The 18,535-nt window shown below is 60.9% G+C and carries 19 protein-coding genes; 7 read left to right on the top strand and 12 right to left on the bottom strand.

Features of this window, described 5'->3' with window-relative positions; genetic code table 11:
• Positions 1-36 precede the first annotated feature (36 nt).
• From QN370_RS07275 to QN370_RS07295, 5 genes are all read left to right on the top strand, one after another.
• Positions 37-633, top strand: a complete 597-nt coding sequence (locus tag QN370_RS07275) for a phosphoheptose isomerase (protein WP_322129042.1) — start codon at positions 37-39, stop codon at positions 631-633.
• On the top strand, positions 626-1,282 hold the full coding sequence (locus tag QN370_RS07280; protein ID WP_322129041.1) for a BON domain-containing protein: 657 nt from the start codon (positions 626-628) through the stop codon (positions 1,280-1,282). Before QN370_RS07275 ends, QN370_RS07280 begins: the two co-directional genes overlap by 8 nt.
• 82 nt (positions 1,283-1,364) lie before the next feature.
• A complete protein-coding gene (locus tag QN370_RS07285) occupies positions 1,365-1,955 on the top strand; it encodes a LemA family protein (protein ID WP_322129040.1) in 591 nt (196 codons plus the stop codon).
• A gap of 25 nt (positions 1,956-1,980) precedes the next feature.
• A complete protein-coding gene (locus QN370_RS07290) occupies positions 1,981-3,933 on the top strand; it encodes a M48 family metallopeptidase (protein WP_323581699.1) in 1,953 nt (650 codons plus the stop codon).
• Between the two features lie 17 nt (positions 3,934-3,950).
• The gene (locus QN370_RS07295) at positions 3,951-4,385 is read left to right on the top strand and encodes a DsrE family protein (RefSeq protein ID WP_322129037.1); all 435 of its coding nucleotides are present in this window, start codon (positions 3,951-3,953) and stop codon (positions 4,383-4,385) included.
• Positions 4,386-4,387: 2 nt separating this feature from the next.
• Here the strand turns inward: QN370_RS07295 and QN370_RS07300 are convergent, their stop codons facing one another.
• Genes QN370_RS07300 through QN370_RS07310 form a run of 3 tightly spaced genes read right to left on the bottom strand, consistent with a single transcriptional unit; the run spans position 4,388 to position 10,006 of the window.
• The gene (locus QN370_RS07300; RefSeq protein WP_322129036.1) at positions 4,388-5,827 is read right to left on the bottom strand and encodes an efflux transporter outer membrane subunit; all 1,440 of its coding nucleotides are present in this window, start codon (positions 5,825-5,827) and stop codon (positions 4,388-4,390) included.
• Positions 5,824-8,919 carry a CusA/CzcA family heavy metal efflux RND transporter gene (locus QN370_RS07305; RefSeq protein ID WP_322129035.1) on the bottom strand — a complete coding sequence of 1,032 codons (3,096 nt, stop codon included), beginning with the start codon at positions 8,917-8,919 and terminating at the stop codon, positions 5,824-5,826. The genes QN370_RS07300 and QN370_RS07305 overlap by 4 nt, the downstream gene beginning before the upstream one ends.
• Complete coding sequence (locus tag QN370_RS07310) at positions 8,912-10,006, bottom strand: efflux RND transporter periplasmic adaptor subunit (protein ID WP_322129034.1); 1,095 nt, start codon at positions 10,004-10,006, stop codon at positions 8,912-8,914. The genes QN370_RS07305 and QN370_RS07310 overlap by 8 nt, the downstream gene beginning before the upstream one ends.
• Positions 10,007-10,261: 255 nt before the next feature.
• Between QN370_RS07310 and QN370_RS07315 the strand changes: the two genes are divergently transcribed.
• On the top strand, positions 10,262-10,789 hold the full coding sequence (locus tag QN370_RS07315; RefSeq protein ID WP_322129033.1) for a TlpA disulfide reductase family protein: 528 nt from the start codon (positions 10,262-10,264) through the stop codon (positions 10,787-10,789).
• 476 nt (positions 10,790-11,265) lie between these two features.
• Here QN370_RS07315 and lipA read toward each other — a convergent pair whose 3' ends face one another.
• From lipA to QN370_RS07360, 9 genes are all read right to left on the bottom strand, one after another.
• Positions 11,266-12,258 carry a lipoyl synthase gene (lipA, locus tag QN370_RS07320; protein ID WP_322129032.1) on the bottom strand — a complete coding sequence of 331 codons (993 nt, stop codon included), beginning with the start codon at positions 12,256-12,258 and terminating at the stop codon, positions 11,266-11,268.
• Between the two features lie 17 nt (positions 12,259-12,275).
• A complete protein-coding gene (lipB, locus tag QN370_RS07325) occupies positions 12,276-12,935 on the bottom strand; it encodes a lipoyl(octanoyl) transferase LipB (RefSeq protein WP_322129031.1) in 660 nt (219 codons plus the stop codon).
• 67 nt (positions 12,936-13,002) lie between these two features.
• The gene (locus tag QN370_RS07330; RefSeq protein ID WP_322129030.1) at positions 13,003-13,356 is read right to left on the bottom strand and encodes a hypothetical protein; all 354 of its coding nucleotides are present in this window, start codon (positions 13,354-13,356) and stop codon (positions 13,003-13,005) included.
• 50 nt (positions 13,357-13,406) lie between these two features.
• On the bottom strand, positions 13,407-13,610 hold the full coding sequence (locus QN370_RS07335; RefSeq protein ID WP_322129029.1) for a hypothetical protein: 204 nt from the start codon (positions 13,608-13,610) through the stop codon (positions 13,407-13,409).
• A 203-nt stretch (positions 13,611-13,813) separates the two neighbouring features.
• Positions 13,814-14,353: a hypothetical protein gene (locus tag QN370_RS07340; protein ID WP_322129028.1), complete on the bottom strand. Its 540-nt coding sequence runs from the start codon at positions 14,351-14,353 to the stop codon at positions 13,814-13,816.
• Positions 14,354-14,531: 178 nt separating this feature from the next.
• Positions 14,532-15,227, bottom strand: coding sequence for a sensor histidine kinase (locus tag QN370_RS07345; RefSeq protein WP_322129027.1), 696 nt, complete (start codon positions 15,225-15,227; stop codon positions 14,532-14,534).
• A 13-nt stretch (positions 15,228-15,240) separates the two neighbouring features.
• Entirely contained in the window at positions 15,241-15,636 is a 396-nt protein-coding gene (locus QN370_RS07350) for a response regulator (RefSeq protein ID WP_322129026.1), read from the bottom strand.
• Between the two features lie 371 nt (positions 15,637-16,007).
• Positions 16,008-16,286 (bottom strand): DUF493 family protein, encoded by a 279-nt coding sequence (locus tag QN370_RS07355; protein ID WP_322129025.1) that lies wholly within the window; start codon positions 16,284-16,286, stop codon positions 16,008-16,010.
• Between the two features lie 22 nt (positions 16,287-16,308).
• Positions 16,309-17,154, bottom strand: coding sequence for a D-amino acid aminotransferase (locus QN370_RS07360; RefSeq protein ID WP_322129024.1), 846 nt, complete (start codon positions 17,152-17,154; stop codon positions 16,309-16,311).
• A gap of 191 nt (positions 17,155-17,345) precedes the next feature.
• Here QN370_RS07360 and QN370_RS07365 point away from each other — a divergent pair, with 191 nt between their 5' ends.
• Positions 17,346-18,533: a substrate-binding domain-containing protein gene (locus QN370_RS07365; RefSeq protein ID WP_322129023.1), complete on the top strand. Its 1,188-nt coding sequence runs from the start codon at positions 17,346-17,348 to the stop codon at positions 18,531-18,533.
• The last annotated feature ends 2 nt before the right edge of the window (positions 18,534-18,535 follow it).

An 18,535-nucleotide genomic window follows, 5' to 3' on the forward strand; every position in this document is an offset into this window, starting at 1 on the left:
TGCGACGAGCCCTGACATTCACCACAAGCCCACACCATGATGAACCAACGCATCCTCGACCATTTTCGCGAAAGTGCCGACCTGAAAATGCAGGCGGCCGAAGAACTCGCACTGCCTATTTCGCAAGCGGTAGAACTGATGTTCACGGCGCTGTCCAATGGCAACAAGATTCTGGCCTGCGGCAATGGCGGATCGGCGGCAGATTGCCAGCACTTTGCCGCCGAACTGGTGGGTCGTTTCGAGCGTGAGCGCTTGCCACTGCCGGCGCTGGCCTTGACCACCGACACGTCGATCATCACGGCAGTCGGCAATGACTACAACTTCAATGAAATTTTCAGCAAGCAGATTCAGGCCTTCGGCCAGTCGGGTGACGTGCTGCTGGCACTGACGACTTCGGGTAACTCGGCCAACGTGCTGGCTGCTATTGATGTCGCGCTGGATCGCGACATGCGCATCGTTGCGTTGACCGGCAAGGGTGGCGGTGCGGTCAGCGACATGCTCACCGACGCCGACGTCCACATCTGCGTGCCGCATGACCGGACTGCACGGATTCAGGAAGTGCATTTATTAACGATTCATTGTTTGTGCGACGGCATCGACGTCGCACTTTTCGGAGGAGATGCAAATGATTGATTGGGCACATCGGACCTGGCCGCGCGCCAGCCGCCCGCTGGCGACCATCCTGCTATGCGGTGTGGTTGTTACCAGCTTGCAGGGCTGTATTGAAATGGCCATCGGTACGGCCGTGATGGGCACCATCGCCGCCACGGACCGCCGTACGCTAGGTGCACAGACCGAAGACAAGGCTATCGCCGTCAAGGCCGAAGCCCGTCTGCCGCAACTGTTCGGCGACACCGCACACGTCAACACGAACAGCTTTAACCGGCGTGTGCTGCTGACGGGTGAAGTGCGTGACGAAAAAACCAAGGCAGAGGTCGAACGGGAAGTCACGGCGATTCAGGCCGTCAAGTCGGTCGTCAATGAACTGGTCATCGCAGCACCGTCCAGTTTCAGTGACCGTGCCAATGACACGCTGGTGACCAGCAAGGTCAAGGCCTCGTTTGTCGATACCAGGGACCTGTACGCCAACTCGATCAAGGTCGTGACCGAGCGCAACGTGGTGTACTTGATGGGGCGCGTCACGCAACGGGAAGGCAACCTCGCAACCGAAGTGGCACGCGGTGTCAACGGAGTACGAAAAGTCGTCAAGGTATTTGAACTCATCGATGACGAAGAATTGCGTCGGCTGACCACGACCCAGGGCACGGCCGCCGACAAATAAGCAGACTCAACCGGTTTTTTTGGCCTTCCCGCTGTAAGCCTCCAGTCCTCCCCGGACCGGCGGCTTTTTTCTCGGAGAAAATATGACCGCCTTCCTCGTCTTGTCGGGTGTGATGTTACTGGTGCTGTTCTGGGCAGTCGGTGCGTATAACCGGCTGGTTAGCCTGCGCAACCAGTCGAGCAACGCCTTTTCGCAAATTGATGTGCAACTCAAGCGCCGCTACGACCTGATTCCCAATCTGGTGGAAACCACCAAGGCCTACATGAAGCACGAGAGCCAGACGCTGGAAGCCGTCATTCTGGCGCGCAACCAGGCGGTTGCTGCCAACGCGCAGGCGGTCGCTGATCCGGCCAGTGCTATCGCCATGCAGCAAATGGCCAGTGCCGAGGGCGCACTCGGTACGTCGCTGGGAAAATTGTTTGCGTTGTCGGAGGCGTATCCGGATCTCAAGGCCAATGAGAACATGATGCAGCTGACCGAGGAGCTGACCAGCACCGAAAACCGTATCGCCTTTTCGCGCCAGGCGTTTAACGACGCGGTGATGCACTTCAACACCGCGCTGGAGCAATTCCCCGGATCGCTCGTCGCAACGATGGGTGCATTCAAGCGCGGCGAACTGTTGCAGGCCACCGAGTCGCCGGTCGAGCGCAAAGTAGTCAAGGTGGCGTTCTGATCCTGCTCACGGCGAAGCCGAGCACATGGACTTTTTCGAGCAGCAGGAACAGGCGCGACGGCAAACCCGCACGCTGCTGATCCTGTTCCTTCTTGCCGTGAGTGCCATCGTGCTGAGCGTGAACGTGGCTGCTGCGTTGCTGTGGATTGCGTACCAAGGCGGTAAATTTTCCGCTCCGCACGTCTATCCGGCTGCCTTTTTTTTCACCAATACCGCGCTGACGCTGGGCCTGATCGGTGGCGGCACACTGATCGAATTGTTCAATCTGCGCGAGGGCGGTGATGCCGTTGCGCAGAGGGTGGGCGGACGGCTGGTATCGCGCGCCACCAGCGATCCGCAGGAGCGACGCTTGCTCAATGTGGTCGAAGAAGTGGCACTCGCATCGGCCGTGGCCTGCCCGAAGGTCTACCTGCTTGATCGTGAAGAGTCGATCAATGCCTTTGCCGCCGGCTATAACCCGAACGAGGCCGTGGTGGCAGTCACGCGCGGCACCCTGACGCGGCTGACGCGCGATGAATTGCAGGGGGTGATCGCGCATGAATTCAGTCATATCCTCAACGGCGACATGCGCATGAATGTGCGCTTGATCGGTGTCCTGTTCGGGATCCAGATGCTGGCTGGTTTTGGTCAGCAATTGATGGAATTTGGCGGGCGGGTCTGGGGCCGGTCCGGCCGTGATGAAAAAGGCTCGTCATTGCAAGTGGTCGTGTTCACGGCTGGCCTGGTGCTGTTCGTGATTGGCTACATCGGTATTTTTTTTGGCCGGCTGATCAAGTCGGCCGTGTCGCGCCAGCGCGAATTTCTGGCCGATGCCAGCGCGGTGCAGTTCACCCGCAATCCGGATGGTATCGGTGGCGCATTGCGAAAAATCGGCGGATTGTCGCGCGATGACGCGCCCGGTTCGCAGATTTCCAGTCCGAATGCAGAGCAACTGTCGCATCTGTTTCTGGGTGCCGTCCGACCCAGCCTGGTGGCAGGCCTGTTTGCCACGCATCCGACGATTGCCGAGCGATTGCATCGTATTTTTGGCCGGCAGGTTGGCATGCTCGATGCGCCGCCATTGCCGCTTGCAGAGGTGGTCACCGCGCGCCTGCCTGATCTGGCCTTCGCGCCGGTCAGCCTGGCCGCTGCCATGGACGGCGTTACGCTCACCGTGTCCTCGGCAACCGCTGCATTGCCGCCGTCGTCGGGCAGCCCGGCGCTGCCTTGGGCTAGCGCTGATCTCGACAGGGCGGTGCGCGATCCGCATGCAGCGCGTGCGCTGGTGTTCGCGCTGCTGCTCGATGAGGGCGCACAGCACACCGTCCAGCAGGCGATCCTCGACGCCTGCCCGTCACCGCAAACCGCACTGGCGATCCATCTGGCACAACAGATCGCGGTCCTGCCGGCGATTGCGCGACTGCCGTTGCTGGATTTGGCGATGCCGGCGCTCAAGCAGTTGTCACCGCCCGAACGTGCGCAGTTGCTGGTCACCGTCGGCGCACTGATTGCAGCCGACCAGCGTGTGACGCTGGCGGAGTTCGTGCTGCAGACGATTCTGGTGCGCCGTCTCCATCCGCACGCGGGTCGGTCAGTACCGGTCCGGTTCGACCAGCTCGGCATGCTGCGCGGCGAGGTCGCCTTGCTGTTATCGTTGCTGGCCCATCATGCTGTCAGCGGCAGTGCCGCACCAATCGATGGATTTTTGCGCGGCACACAACGCTGCCCCGAGCTGGCGCTGGCGGCCAGCGATTTCCGGTCCGTCGAGCGTATCGACTTCGATCAGGTCCGCGATGCACTGGGGCACCTGTTGCAACTGGCACCGCTGGCCAAACCGGCTTTGCTCAAGGCATTGGTCGCGGTGGCGAGCGAGACCGATGCCGGTCCCTTGCCGGCGAACGTTGCCGATTTGCTGCGCGCAGTATGCAGCGCCATCGATGCGCCGTTGCCGCCGGCGGTGGCGGCCAGCTATCCGGGTTTTCACGTCAACCCTTTCTGATTGTTCAAGGATATTTTATGCGACGTCGTTTTTTGAAAGCTGTTGTCATTGGCGGCATCTTGTTGGCCGGTATCGCCGCACCGGCTTTGGCGGACGAACCGGTCAAGGTCGTCTATCACCTCAGCGATGGCTCGGCTCAGGCCGCCCGAGCGCTGGCCAATATTCGCAACCATCTGCGCGCTGCGCCGGATACCCGCATCGTGGTGGTGGCGCTTGCCGATGGCATCAAGCTGTTGCTCAAAGACGCGGCCGATCCCGCCGGGACGCGTTTTGAACCGGCGGTGGAAGCGCTGGTGCAGCAAGGCGTGCAATTTCGCATTTGCGGCAACACGCTGGCCACGTATGACATCGCGCCAACGCAGGTCATCGCCGCCGCGACCGTGGTGCCGTCCGGTGTCGCCGAAATCGCCCGGTTGCAGTCGCGCGAAGGCTATGCGTACTTGCGGCCCTGAGTTCAGTGCGGCGTACCGGGTGACCAGCCGCCACCCAGCGCCTGGCAGAGCGCGACTACATCGGCCAGCCGGTTGGCGCGGGCCTGCACCTGGGTCAGCTTCGCTTGCTGGTACGCCTGTTCGCTGATCAGTATCGACAGTGCGCTGACATCCCCGAGCGCCAGCTGGTTGCGCAGGATGGCCAGGCTGCGTGCCGTGGCTTGTTCGGCGCGGTCAGCCGCACGTTCGGCGACGTCATCGTAGCGAATCGCCTGCAACGCATCGGCGACATTCTGGAACGCATTGAGGACGCTGGAGCGGTATTGCGCTGCCGCCTGTTCATAGGCCGCCTGCGCCGCTGCCTGCCGGTGTTGCAGCATGCCGGCATCGAACAGCGGTTGCGTGATGTTGCCTGCGAGGGACCAGAAGCCCGTCCCGGCCTTGAACAGATCGCTCAGCCGGTTGGCCGACGAGCCGTAAGCATTGACCCCCAGCGTGATGTTTGGCAAGCGGTTGGCGATGGCCACACCAACGGCAGCGCTGGCCGCATGCAGCTGTTCTTCGGCCGCGCGCACATCGGGCCGGTGCTCGACCAACGTCGATGGCAGCGTCAGCGGCAGGCGCTCCGGTAGCTGCAAGCTGGCCAGGTCGAATTGCTCGACAACCACATCGCTGGCAAAGCGTCCGGCCAGCATCGTGAGCAGAGTGCGTTGCAGGGCGAGCTGCTTTTCGAGTGGCGGCAAGCTTGCTTCGGCGACGGCCAGAAGCGCTTCCTGCGCGGCTGCATCAGCGCGTCCAAGCTGACCGAGTTGCACCTGGCGCAGCACCATTGCCGTCACACGCGTCTGGCTGGCAATGATCTCGCGGGTGGCGGCCAGCTGGCCGCGCAGCGCGGCTTCCTGGATGGCCGCGTTGGCGACATTGGCAGTGAGCGCCAGGTAGGTCGCGTCCAGCAGGAAGCGTTGCTGGCTGGCTTGCGCCTGCAGCGATTCGACCTGACGGCGGTTGCTGCCGAACAGGTCCGGTGTGTACGACACGGTCACTTGCGCGGTGTGCAGGCTATAGATGGAGGCGGCCGATGCCGCCGGGCTCGCCAGCGTGCCGGCAATTTTTTGCCGCGTGGGGGTGAACCCGAGATCGACCATCGGCAGCGCCGCCCCTTGCTGGGCGGCGACATTTTCTTGCGCGAGTCGCAGCGCTGCCTGCGCCGCTTCGACGCTCGGATTGTGCTGCAGGCTGGCGCTGATCAACGCATCGAGCGGTGCCGAGCGAAACAGCGTCCACCATTGCGCCGGCAGGGTACTGCCGTGCCGGTCGAACGTGTCTGCCAGCGCTTCGCCGGCGGGCAGATAGGAGAGCGGCAGGGCGTTGTCCGGGCGCACATAGTCCGGTCCGACCGCGCATCCGCCGAGTGCTGCGAGCAGCGCCACCATCAGCCGCTTCATCGGCTTCATCCGTTTCATGCCTCGCTCCCGGCTGGTCGGCCCCACGCTGTGCGATCAACAAAGCGTTCCATCACAAAATACAGCGTCGGCAAAATGAAGAGCGTCAGCAGGGTCGAGATCACCAGTCCACCAACGACCACGGTAGCCAGACCGCGCTGCACGTCGGTCCCCACGCCGGTGGCCAGCGCAGCCGGCAGCATGCCGAACGATGCGACGGTGGCGGTCATCAGTACCGGTCGCAAGCGCTCGGTGGCACCACCGGTCACGCTCTCGATCAGGCTCGCACCGGTGTCACGCACGCGACGGATGTTGGCGACCATGATGATGCCGTTCTGGACCGATACCCCGAACAGCGCGATGAATCCCACTGCGGTGGCGACATTGAGGGTTTCGCCCGTCACATGGACTGCAATCAATCCGCCCAGCGTGGCCAGCGGCACCACGCCGAGAATGAGCAGCACCAGTCGCAGCTGGCCAAACTGGAAAAACAGCAGCAGCGCCATCAGCAACAGCACCACGCCGAGAATGACGACCAGACGGTCTTGCGCGCGCTGCTGGTTTTCAAATTGACCAGCCCATTCGAGGCGCACGGTCTTTTTGTCGAATGTCACCTCGGCATCGATGCGTCGTTGTGCTTCATCCAGATACGAGGTCAGGTCGCGGCCGCGGTTGTCGATGCGCACCGTAATCTGCCGTTCGCTGGCTTCATGCGAAATGGTACTTTCGCCGCTATGCAAGGTGATGCTGGCCACTTGCGACAGCGCGATCCTGGCACCCGATGCGCTATTAAGAAACAGATTGCCCAGCGTCTGCGGACTGCCCTTGCTGTCCTTCGGAAAGCGCACCGTGAGGTTGTAGACCCGGTCGCCGACATACACCGGCATGATCGGTGCGCCGCCGATACCGGTCTGGATCAATGCCGCGATATCGGCGGCATTGATGCCATAGCGGGCGGCGGCTTCGCGGTCGACCTGCACCACCATTTGCGGTATCGGTGGCTCCTGAAACAAGCTGGCCGAGGCGGTGCCACGCACGGTGCCTAGCAGCGCGACGATCTGGTTGCCGATGCGCCGGCTCTCATGCAGATCCTTGCCGTAGACGCGCAGCACCAGCGGGCTGTGGGCGCCGCCGATGGCATCATTGACGCCGTCGATGATGGGCTGGCTGACACCGATGGTGAAGCCCGGCATGGTAGCGAAGCGCGCATTGAGGCGCTCGACCAGTGCTGCCTTGGTCACGCCAGCGGGCCACTGATCGTAGGGTTTCAGACCGACCGGCACCTCGATATGCGACGGCGTCCACGGGTCGGTACCGTCGTCGTTGCGACCGAGCTGGGTCACGACGTAGGAGATCTCGGGGAATTCACGCAGCGTACGGCGCAGTTCGCTCGCCATCTCGCTGGACTTTTCCAGCGACATCCCGGCCGGCAATTGCACCTGCAGCCACAGCGCGCCTTCATCGAGTTCCGGCAAAAATTCGCGTCCGGCACTGGCACCGAGCATCAGCACGGCGACCAGCGAAGCGAGGCTCACGCCATACGCGATCCATGGCCGTTCCAGTAAATCGGCCAGCAGTACGCGATAGCGGGCGGTCAGCCAGACCAGCGGCCGGTTATGGAAAATCTTGCGCGGTTTGCGCAGCGCCACGTACGCCAGGCCGGGGATGAGCATCAGCGCGCACAGCAGCGCGCCGAGCAACGCATACGAGACGGTATAGGCCATCGGCGTGAATAGCTTGCCTTCGGCGCGCTGGAACGCGAACAGCGGCAAGTAGGCCGCCACGATAATCAGCGTGGCAAAGAAAATCGGTCGCGCCACCTGCCGGGTGGTATCGAGAATGTCGAGCTCGGTGAGTTCGCGCTCGGGTGCTTCCTCGCGCCGGCGCAGGATCGCTTCCATCACGACGATCGCGCCATCGACGATGATGCCGAAATCGATCGCGCCCAACGAGAACAGGTTAGCCGGCATGCGCGTCGTACTCATGATGATGAACACCGTCACCAGCGCCATCGGGATGGCCACCGCCGCAACGATGGCGCTGCGCGGACTGCCCAGAAACAGGATCAGCACCAGACAGACCAGCGCGATTCCTTCGAGTACCGTGTGGGTCACCTTGTGGACCGTCAGCTTGACGAGGTCGTCGCGATCGATGTACGGCACGATGCGCACGTCCAGCAGGGCCAGTTTTTTCTGGAGCTGATCGACCTTGGCATGCACGCCCTCGAGCACGCGCGAAGGGTTTTCGTATTTCAGCATCAGCGCGATGCCTTCGATGGTGTCGGGATTGCTGTCCTTGCCGAGAATGCCTTCGCGCTCCTGATGGCCGAATTGCAGCTTGCCGAGCTCGCGCAGGAAGACCGGCACGCCAGCCGCCTGGGTGACAGCGATGGCGCCGAGATCGGTCAGCGTATGGATTTGCCCGATGCCGCGTACCACGTAGCTTTGCTCGCCGCGGGCGACGCGGCCACCGCCGGCATTGGCGCTGTTGTTGTTGATCGCCGTGACGACATCGCTTAGTGCCAGGCCGTAACGCTGCAATTGTGCCGGGTCGAGTTCGAGCTGGAACTCGCGCGTGTAGCCGCCAAAGCTGTTGACGTCGGCAATCCCGGCAACCTGCTTGAAGGCAGGGATCACAACCCACTTCTGAAGCTCGGACAGTTCGGCCAGATTCTTGCTGTCGGACTCCAGTGTGTAGCGGTAAATTTCACCGTTCGGACTGGAGACCGGGCCAAGCGTGGCCTGAATACCGGTCGGTAGCGTGACTTGCCCGATGCGCTCGATGACGCGCTGGCGCGCAAAATAATCCTCGGTGCCGTCCTGAAATACCAGCGTGATCAGCGACAGCGCAAAGGTACTGCTTGAGCGCATCGTGACCACGCCGGGCGTATTGCCCAGCGCGCGCTCAAGCGGCGTGGTGATCTGCTGTTCGATTTCCTCGGCAGCCAGTCCTGGTACCTGCGTGGAAATCTGTACGGTCACATCGCTGATATCGGGATAGGCTTCGACCGCCATGCGGGTCCACGAGACATAACCGAACAGCGTCACCAGCAGCGCCACGACCCAGACCAGCCGGCGACGGCGAAAGCACAGCGCAATGAGCTGGTCAATCATTGAGCAGTACCCCGCCACGCACCACGACACGTTCTCCAGCACGCACGCCGGAGAGGATCTGGACGGTCTCGCCGTCTTCGCTACCCAGCGTTACCGGGCGACGCACGAAGGTCCATGACGCGGTCTCGACAAAGACGCTCACGCTATCGTTATTCATGAGCAGTGCCGACGTCGGCAGGACCAGACGGGGCGAGGACGCGCTGCTGACCTGCACGCTGGCGAACATGTTGGGTTTGAGCTTGCCGTCCGGGTTGGGTAGCGTGATGCGTACCTTGATGCGGCGGGTATCGGGCTCGACCACTGCGCTGACATAGCTGATGACGCCGCGCAAGGCCAGCCCCGGAAAGGCCGGCAAGCGGATATCGGCCGTCTGGCCGCGGCTGATCGCGCCGATCTGGTTTTCTGGCACGTAGGCCGTGACCAGCACGCGTTCGAGATTGGCGATGGTCATCAGGCTGGCGGTGGTGTCATTGATGTAGGCTCCGGCGGCGGTGCCGACGACGGTCACGGCCCCGGCGATGGGCGCGGTAATTCGCAGTGCGCGGTGGCCGTCGGTGCTGCCCAGCGCAGCAAGACGGGCGCTGGCGCGCTGCATTTCGGCCTGGGCCTGCATGTCGTTGCTGCGGGCCTGTTCGGTATCTTTGCCGGCGTTGCCACCGGCGGCATTGACGGCGTCGGCACGTTCGAGGGCGCGCCGGGTCAGTACGCGGGCATCGGTGGCCTTGTCGAGATCGGCGGCTGCCTGTGTCATATCTGGTGCCTGCAGCAGCGCGAGCAACTGGCCCTGGCGCACCACGTCACCGAGGCGCACCGAGACCGTACCGAGTCGTCCACTGAGCGGCGGCAGAATGTTGACGGTCAGTGCCGGGTCCGCCTCGACTATCGCTGGCAACGCTAGCTGGCGTGCGGTTGATGCGCTGCCGACCGGGCTGACAAGCAGGCGGGCGCGCAGCGATGAGCCGGCGGGCACGCTGATCTGTTCGCCCTTGCGTTCCAGCAGCGGTGCCGCGGTCAGGGAAAAGGTCACTAGCAATGCCAGTGCAGCGGCAATGATGCAGCGATGGTGATGGCGTCGGTTGAGCGACATGAACTACTCCCGGCAGGATAATTTTTTGAGAGTAGCCAGGGTGATGTCGGGCTAGATCTGAGTTGCCGGCACTATGCAGCCACGATCTGACAAGGCTGTGACATCAATGCTGGAGGGGTTGGTCACAGGCGAGGTGACCGGCCGAATCTTGCGCTCGAGAAAGATGTCGGTCAAGTAAAAATGCCGTAAAAATAAGCGCCATGGCAGGCATGCCTATAATGAGGCTTCGAGTTCACTACGATAGGCAGGTCTGCCATGCAAGCACCCACCCCTTCCACCTCGCGCAAAAGTCTGTATCTGAAACTGCTGGGCCTTGCCGCGGTGATCATTCTTGGCGTCGTTGGTACCTTGTCGATGTCGTCGAGCAAGTCCGCACCGGACGTCACCTTCACCGATTTGCAGGGCAAGCAAATCCCGTTATCTAGCCTGCGCGGCAAGGTCGTGATGGTCAATTTCTGGGCCACCAGCTGCACCACCTGCGTCAAGGAAATGCCGCAAATGGTCGAGACTTATGAGCGCTACAACGCGCGCGGTCTGGACTTCGTCGCCGTCGCGATGAGTTACGATCCACCCAACTACGTGCTCAATTTCACCGAGACCCGCAAGTTGCCGTTCACGGTCGCGCTTGATCCGCAGGATCAACTGGCCAAGGCGTTCGGTGATGTCAAGCTGACGCCGACGACCTTCCTGATCGACAAGGAAGGCAAGATCATCAAGCGCTATGTGGGCGAGCCGGATTTTGCGGCGTTGCATCAGTTACTGGAAACGGCGCTGGCGGGGTAGGTTACGTGTGGTTCGGCTGAGGTCGCTATTTAGCGTTACGAACGGACCTGACCGGAGGGCATTGCACCGAATGCACTGACTGCGGTTGCTGATTCTGTATGCGCTCCGCCACGACCAAGCCGGGGGCGGCCCGGCAGCCGGACCGGCATGCGGTCCCTTCTTTTTGCTTCGCCAAAAAGAAGTAACCAAGAAAAAGGCGACCGCGAAGCGGCTGCCCTTCGGGTTCCCAAAAACGGTAGTCAGTCAAGGGGAGGGTCGCAAACTCGCTTCGCTCAGACATGCGCCCCTCTGATCCCTTGCCTGACTACCGTTTTTGGCAGCTGCTTCAATGCGGAACAGGTCAAAGTCAACTGCCAAGTCAACATCAACATCAACATCAACATCAACATCAACATCAACATCAACATCAACCCCTACGACCACCACTCAATCGTAGGGTGCAATAACCGAAGGGCATTGCACCGGCGTTCACGTTCTCAAGTCCGGGCATTCATCGTCACACCCGCCCCCAGCGCCTGCTCATCAGCATGATACGAACTGCGCACCATCGCGCCGACCGCCGCGTGCACGAAACCCATCTTGTAGGCTTCGGCCTCGAACATCTTGAAGACATCCGGATGCACGTAGCGGCGGACCGGCAAGTGGTCGCCGCTCGGTGACAGGTACTGGCCGATGGTGAGCATGTCGACGTTGTGCTCGCGCAGGTCACGCATGACCTGCAGGATTTCTTCGTCGGTTTCACCGAGGCCAACCATGATGCCGGACTTGGTGGGCGTCGCCGGGTGCAACGCCTTGAAGCGCTTGAGCAGGTTCAGCGAGTACGCATAGTCGGAACCCGGACGGGCTTCCTTGTACAGGCGTGGCGCGGTTTCGAGATTGTGGTTCATCACGTCCGGCGGTGCCAGATTGAGAATTTCCAGGGCCCGGTCCATGCGACCACGGAAGTCCGGTACCAGGATTTCGATGCGGGTCGATGGGGACAGTTCGCGGATGCGACGGATGCATTCGGCGAAATGGCCGGCACCGCCATCGCGCAAGTCGTCGCGGTCGACCGAGGTGATGACGACGTAATTGAGGCGCAATGCGGCGATGGTCTTGGCCAGGTTTTCTGGCTCGTCCGGGTCGAGCGGGTCGGGACGACCGTGGCCGACATCGCAGAACGGGCAGCGCCGGGTGCATTTGTCGCCCATGATCATGAAGGTCGCGGTGCCCTTGCCGAAACACTCACCGATGTTCGGGCAGCTGGCTTCTTCGCAAACCGTGACGAGCTTGTTGGCGCGCAGGATGTCCTTGATCTCAAAGAAACGGCTCGATGGCAGCGCCGACTTGACGCGAATCCAGTCGGGTTTCGGCAAGCGCTCGGCCTGCACGATCTTGATCGGGATACGCGCCGTCTTGCCGGCACCTTTTTGCTTGTCGAGCGGATTGTAGTAAAGCGGTGTCGCCAGTTCGGTCGGATCGTTTGCCATGGTGTCTGACTCCTGCGTCAAGCCGCTGCAGGAGCGTGTCCTTTCAGTTGTTGTATCAGTTGTCCAGTCAGCGTCACCTGGAGTTGTTCGACCGTCGCGTCACTGCCGAGGCTGCGCATGTCGATGGTTTGCAGTCCTGCATATCCGCACGGGTTGATCCACGAAAACGGCGTCAGATCCATGGCCACGTTCAGCGACACGCCATGATAAGTGCAGCCATTGACCCGGACTTTCAAGCCTAGCGCTGCAATTTTTGCCCCTTCAAACGGGCCGTCAGCAAGGTAAATGCCGGGTGCGCCGGTCTGGCGTTGGCCGTGCAGATTATACGCGGCCAGCGTGTCGATGACCGCTTGCTCGATGCCATGCACGAATTCGCGCGCCAGCAAGCGGCGGTCGCTGCGCTGGCGGCGCAGGTCGATCAGCAGGTAGACGATGACCTGCCCCGGCGCGTGATAGGTGACTTCGCCGCCGCGATCGGTTTGCACCACGGCGATGCCGTGCGCATCGAGCACATGGGAGGGATCGGCACCCAGTCCCAGCGTGTAGACCGGATCGTGCGTGACCAGCCAGAGCTGGTCGGCACTGTCGGCGGTGCGGCTATCGGTGTAGGCACGCATTGCCTGCAAGGTGGTGTTGTAGTCTTCGTGACCACGCTGGATGATAAGAGGGGTTGGCATCGCATCAGTGTAACGAAAAAAAGCACCGCCGGATTTCGCCGGGGGTGCTTTCCTCAGAGCGGTATGGTCAGTTGCGTTTGCTTAGCAGATGGCTCAGCAGGTAGCCGACGCCGGCGGCGATGGCCAGGGCGGTGACCGGTTTTTGGCGCACATAGGTGCGGCAATCTTCGACCAGGCGCTCTTGCGCATCCATCAGCTGTTCGCTGCGATGCGCGACGGTTTCGGCTGTCGAGCTGGCGACGCTCATCATCTTTTCGACTGCCTGATGGGCACCGGCAGTGAACCGCTCGACGGCAGGATGGGCAATTTCGGCGGCCTTGGTGATCGCTTCTTGCGCGGCGTTGCTGGCCTTGTCGATGCTGCTGTCGGCAGTCGCGCCATTGTTGGCGATGGTGGTTTTGATGTTGTCGTTGGAATTCATGTTTTTATCCTTGAGTAAATAAAATTAAACCCGTGCAATGAAAGCCGGACTCAGTGCAGATCGGCTCGGGTTGCTGACGTAACGGCGGGGGAGGGCGGGGGTGTCAAGTTACCACCTTCGCCTTCCCATGTAGTCAGCTGTTTTCTGCTTAGCCGGGCCTCGCGCCGCACCGCGTCCTTGCGGGATTTGGCGATCAGATAGGTGAGGCCCCAGCCGATTAGTCCCAATGTGATCGCGAGTGTTCGGTGTGACATGATGTGTGCTCCGGTTGGCCCGTCTGCTTTCACCACGCGGGTGTATCGATGACCATTGCGGAACTGTCGATAGGATCGAAGTGCTCAAGCAGAACTGAAGCATCATCGTAGCATTTTGATAAACATCAAACTATAGGACAGTGACTGATCGGGCTGTAGGAAGAGGCGAAGAAGAGTCACTCTTTTTGCCGTCCCGTCGGTCTTTACAAATACACGTGCTCGCCATTTTTGGCCTTCCATTCCTGCTCGAAATGCCGTGCGTCTTCTTCGTTGCGAGCAGTGACTCCCATCAGGATGCCGCCGTCGCGGATACCGGCTTCGTAATGCTTGACCCGTTCTTCGGGGAGGCCCCAGCCGATCAGCGCGCCGACCAGCCCACCGGTGACGCTGCCGGCACCGGCGCCGGCGATGGCGGCCGCGATCGGACCTGCGACGACCAGTCCCAGTCCGGGCAGTACCAGCGTGGTGCCGATGGCGGCGATGGCAGCGGCAATCGCGCCTAGCGTTCCACCGATGGCACCGCCGATGCCGGCCCCTTCGGCGGCCTTGCTGCCTAGTTCGGTAACCAGTGTGCTGTCGTCCGGGAAGTGGCGCAGGCGGGTATCGTCCGACATCACCACATTGACGTCGTCGCGGTGGTAACCGCGTTCGGCTACCGTCGTGTAGGCGTGTTCTGCGCTGTCACGGTCATGGAACAGGCCGGTGACGATGCGCGAGGATTGCTTGTCGTTGTTCAGAGTCATGGGGGATTCCTTTCGTCGGGGGCTACAGGTAGCACACCCAATAGTAAAGCGGATGAGGGGAAAAAATTCCCGGTGCCGAGGAAGGCCGTCACCCCAGTATAGACACCGATGTGCCGTTTTACCATCGGAGGCGCCGCTGGCAGAAGCAAGGCAAGCCGCCGGAATCGTGGCGGAGGTCTTATGCCGGTAAGGTCAGCGCGACGTTGACGCGGCAACCTGACTGCACCTGGCTGTGCAGATCGAGCCTTGCCGGCAGCCGGGCGGCGCGTTCACGCATGAGACGCAAGCCATGACTGCATTGCCAGTCCAACCCGGCCAGATCGAAGCCGCGGCCGGTGTCTTCGATGGCGAGATGACATTGCTGATTGTCGTTGCTCAACGTAACCCGTACCTGGCAAGGTCCCGCATGGCGTTCAATATTGGTGAAGCTTTCTTGCAGCAGATGGAACAAGCCCTGCACCGCCTCGGGTGACAACTCCGGTTCTGGCCCGCTGAGGGCGAGTGTGCACGGCGTCCCGGTACGCGAACTGAATGCATCGAGGAAATCGGTCAGGATGGCGTGCAGGCCGAGCGACGTCAGCGTGACCGGATGCAGCTGGTGCTGGATACGGCGCGACGTTTGGGTGATTCCCCTCAGCACAGCGTTACTCTTGAGCCACTGTCCGGCCAGTCGCGCATCGTTGCCGGCTAAGGTTTGCCGTTCGATCAGTGCCAGCCGCATGGCCAGCGCCGTCAGCGAAGAGCCGAGCTGATCGTGCACTTCGGCTGCCAGCACATCGTGCTGTTGTTGCTGTTGGGTGTCGAGCCAGGCGAGCAGTTCCTGCAGGTCGGCCAATTGGCGCTGCAGGTCGGCGACGGGATCGGAGGATGTCATGCCAGCCTGTGCATCAATACGCGGCGGCCTGAGTGGCCACAAATTCGAGCAGCATGTCGGCATCGAGTGGTTTGACCAGATGATGGTCGAAGCCGGCGACGTGCGAACGCTGCTTGTCATCGGCATTGCCGTAGCCGGTTGCGGCGACCAGGATCACTTTGCGCGCACCGGTGATCTGACGTAACGCCGGGGCCAGCTCGTAGCCATTCATGTCGGGCAAGCCAATATCGGAAAGGATGAGTTGCGGCTCGAATTGTGCGGTGAGGGTGAGTGCCGTCGCGCTATTGGTGGCGGTGCGCACGTCGTAGCCCATTAACTCCAGCAGCGCTGCCATCGATTCGTTGGCGTCGTCGTTATCGTCGATCAGCAGGATCCGAAAGCTCTGTCGAGGAGGAGTGCTTGATATCATCGTTGGGTCCTTTATTGTTGAATCTGGCAACCGGCAAGGATGATACCGTCGTCCGGCATCGGGGGAGCTAATGACAACAAAGCGATCGACGTCGCACCCTGGCTATGCAATTAACGCATGAACAGATAAATCACCAGCAATACGATGGCGGGAACGCCGAGTAGCCAGCCGAGTAAGTATTTGCCCATGATGCATCCGATGCGTCCATCCATTGAATAATGTCAGGAAGCGTAGCAGTCGTCACCCGCGCGACCTATAAGACAGCGACTGAAACCGGTGTAGGAAAACATGAAAAAAAACAGCGGCGGGCCTGGCAGAATGGCCATGGCAATACTGCCGAGTGCCGGTCAGAAGCGCGCGCAGCTTCTGCCTCAAAGCACCATCTTGACCATCGGATGCGAACTCAGTGCCCGGTACAGGTCATCAAGTTGCTCGCGGCTGGTGGCGCGTACCGTCACCGTCAGACCGAGGTAATTGCCCTTCGATGACGGCCGCTGTTCCAGCTTGTGATGACCGAACTCCGGATCGAACTGCATGACCACCTCGACGATGGTCGCGGCAAAGGTGTCATGCATCGGGCCCATCACCTTGATCGGGAAATCACTCGGATACTCGATCAGGCTGGCGGGGGTTTCCGGCGTTGTACTCATGGTGTGGCTCTCGATAAAAAGGTCAGGCCGCCTTGGCGATCTGGTAGGCGGCGTACAGTTTCGCATAAATGGGGCCGGGCACGCCTTTTCCAACCGGCAGACCGTCGATGTGACTGACGGGCAGTACTTCCTTGGTGGCCGACGTCAGCAGCACTTCGTCAGCGGCAAAGACTTCGTCGCGCGTGATGCGGCGCGCACTGAGCGTGATGCCGGCGGCGGCGCACAGTTCTTCGATCAACCCGTAGCGAATGCCTTCGAGAATCAGATTGTCTTTCGGTGGGCCCATGACTTCGCCATCCTTGACGATCCAGACGTTCGACGACGAGGCTTCCGTCAGAAAGCCATCCCGGAACTGAATTGATTCGACCGCATCCTGCTCGGCGGCATGCTGTGCGGCCAGCACATTACCCAGCAGCGAAATCGATTTGATCTCGCAACGCAGCCAGCGCTTGTCTTCCATCGACACGCACGCCACGCCGGTTTGCCGCACTGCCGCAGACGGCAAGACGATCGGATTGGTCATGATGAACACCGTCGGCGTGATGTCTTTCGGGAAGGCATGCGCACGCTTGGCGACACCGCGCGTGATGTGCAGGTAGACCATCTGGTCATCGGCCGGATGGGCGCTGACGACCTGGTCGATCAGCACCATCCATTCGTCCCTGGTATGCGGATTGGTGATGCCGATCGCCGCCAGACTGCGGAACAGCCGTGCCATATGGTGTTCGGCGCGGAACAGCTTGCGCTGGTAAATCGGGATCACTTCGTAGATGCCATCACCAAAAATGAAGCCACGGTCGAGGACCGGAATTTTTGCTTCGGACAGCGGCGTCATGACGCCATTCAGATAAACCAGAGGATCGTGCATTGCAGACTTTCGGTTGAAACGGTGAGCCGACATTCTGGCACGATGAGCGCCTTCTCTCCATGCAAAATCAGCATCGGGTCAGGGCAACCATGATGCGTTGCAGCAGGACGAGCGATGGTATTTTTACCAGTTTGACAAAGTGCAGACATCGGTTAGTCTTCAAGGCATTCACCCATCAGAGGATTGAAAACATGAGACCCCATCTGCTTGCCATTGCCACCCTGTTGTCCACTGTCTTCGCTTTATCCGCCACCGCGGTCTGCGCCAAAGACATCCGCATCGCTCACGTCTACGACAAAACCGGCGCGCTCGAAGCCTACGCCAAACAGACCCAGATCGGCTTGCAGATGGGGCTCGATTACGCCACCGGCGGCACCATGACCGTCAACGGCAACAAGCTGGTGCTAATCGAAAAAGACACGCAGGGCAAACCCGATGTCGCCAAGTCCCAGCTCGCGGCGGCCTATGCCGACGACAATGCTGATATCGCGGTCGGACCGACCGGTTCCGGTGTCGCGCTGGCGATGCTGCCGGTCGCCGAAGAATACAAAAAAATCCTGCTGGTCGAGCCGGCCGTGGCCGACGCCATCACCGGTGACAAATGGAATCGCTATATTTTCCGCACGGGCCGCAACTCGTCGCAGGATGCGATCTCGAACGCGGTCGCGCTCGACAAACCGGGTGTGACGATTGCCACGCTGGCACAGGATTACGCGTTTGGCCGTGATGGCGTCAAGGCGTTTCGCGAGACACTGAAGAACGCAAAAATCACCCATGAAGAATACCTGCCCACCAGCACCACCGACTTCACTGCCGGTGCCCAGCGTCTGTTTGATTCCCTGAAAGACAAGCCCGGCCGCAAGATCATCTTCATCATCTGGGCCGGTGCCGGCAACCCGTTCAAGATTGCCGATCTCGACCCGAAACGCTACGGCATCGAAATCGCCACCGGTGGCAATATCCTGCCGGCGATGGCGGCCTACAAGAACTTCCCCGGCATGGAAGGCGCGACCTATTACTACTTCGGGATTCCGAAAAATCCGGTCAATAACTGGCTGGTGTCCGAGCATTACAAGCGCTACAAGACACCACCGGATTTCTTCACGGCAGGCGGGATGTCGGCGGGGATCGCACTGGTTGAAGCACTGAAAAAAACCAAGGGTGATGCCAGCACCGAAAAGCTCATCACAGCCATGGAAGGCATGCGCTTCGAGACGCCAAAAGGCCTGATGATTTTCCGTGCAGAGGATCACCAGGCGTTGCAATCGATGTACCACTTCAGGATCAAGGTCGACCCGGCCTTCCCGTGGGGCGTGCCGGAACTGGTGCGCGAGATCGGCATCGACGAGATGAAGCTGCCGATCCGCAACAAACGTTAAAA

It is taken from the genome of Actimicrobium sp. CCI2.3 (assembly GCF_035019065.1).
GTDB lineage: Bacteria > Pseudomonadota > Gammaproteobacteria > Burkholderiales > Burkholderiaceae_D > Actimicrobium.